This window comes from Brevibacillus sp. MER 51 (genome assembly GCF_023714195.1).
In the GTDB taxonomy this organism is placed as follows: Bacteria; Bacillota; Bacilli; order Brevibacillales; family Brevibacillaceae; genus Brevibacillus.
Map to the genome: position 1 here is coordinate 1 of NZ_JAMAUS010000045.1, position 695 is coordinate 695.

The 695-nt window shown below is 52.7% G+C and carries 6 tRNA genes; all 6 read left to right on the forward strand.

Features of this window, described 5'->3' with window-relative positions:
- The first annotated feature begins 1 nt into the window (after position 1).
- Positions 2 to 75, forward strand: a tRNA-Glu gene (locus M3630_RS30450).
- A 33-nt stretch (positions 76 to 108) separates the two neighbouring features.
- Positions 109 to 184, forward strand: a tRNA-Val gene (locus M3630_RS30455).
- Positions 185 to 262: 78 nt separating this feature from the next.
- A tRNA-Met gene (locus M3630_RS30460) sits at positions 263 to 339 on the forward strand.
- 5 nt (positions 340 to 344) lie between these two features.
- Positions 345 to 421: transfer RNA gene (locus M3630_RS30465), tRNA-Asp, on the forward strand.
- A 41-nt stretch (positions 422 to 462) separates the two neighbouring features.
- Positions 463 to 538: transfer RNA gene (locus M3630_RS30470), tRNA-Lys, on the forward strand.
- Positions 539 to 570: 32 nt separating this feature from the next.
- A tRNA-Leu gene (locus tag M3630_RS30475) sits at positions 571 to 657 on the forward strand.
- The last annotated feature ends 38 nt before the right edge of the window (positions 658 to 695 follow it).

Sequence of the window (695 nt, forward strand, 5' to 3'; positions counted from 1 at the left end):
TGGCCCGTTGGTGAAGCGGTTTAACACAGCAGCCTTTCACGCTGTCATTCAGGGGTTCGAATCCCCTACGGGTCACCTAGCAAAATGCCCTGCGTTAGCAGGGATCCTGGAGGCTTAGCTCAGCTGGGAGAGCATCTGCCTTACAAGCAGAGGGTCGGCGGTTCGATCCCGTCAGCCTCCACCATTAATATCAAAGGGCAAAGAAGGTCAGTTAAAAGCGTCACGTCCTGTGGCAACACTGACACTCAGTAGTCCTGACTATCGCGGGATGGAGCAGCTCGGTAGCTCGTCGGGCTCATAACCCGAAGGTCGCAGGTTCAAATCCTGCTCCCGCAACCAAATATGGAGCTGTGGTGAAGTTGGAGTTCACGCCGGTCTGTCACACCGGAGGTCGCGGGTTCGAGTCCCGTCAGCTCCGCCATTTCAATCTTAGGTGGTTTGAAATGGCGATAAATATAGCGAGAGCCATTAGCTCAGTTGGTAGAGCATCTGACTTTTAATCAGAGGGTCGAAGGTTCGAGTCCTTCATGGCTCACCAGTTTTTAAAAAGTGAGAGATTGAATTTTATATGCGGTCGTGGCGGAATTGGCAGACGCGCTAGATTCAGGTTCTAGTGGTGGCAACACCGTGGAGGTTCAAGTCCTCTCGACCGCACCAATAAATATGCGGACGTAGCTCAATTGGTAGAGCGTCGC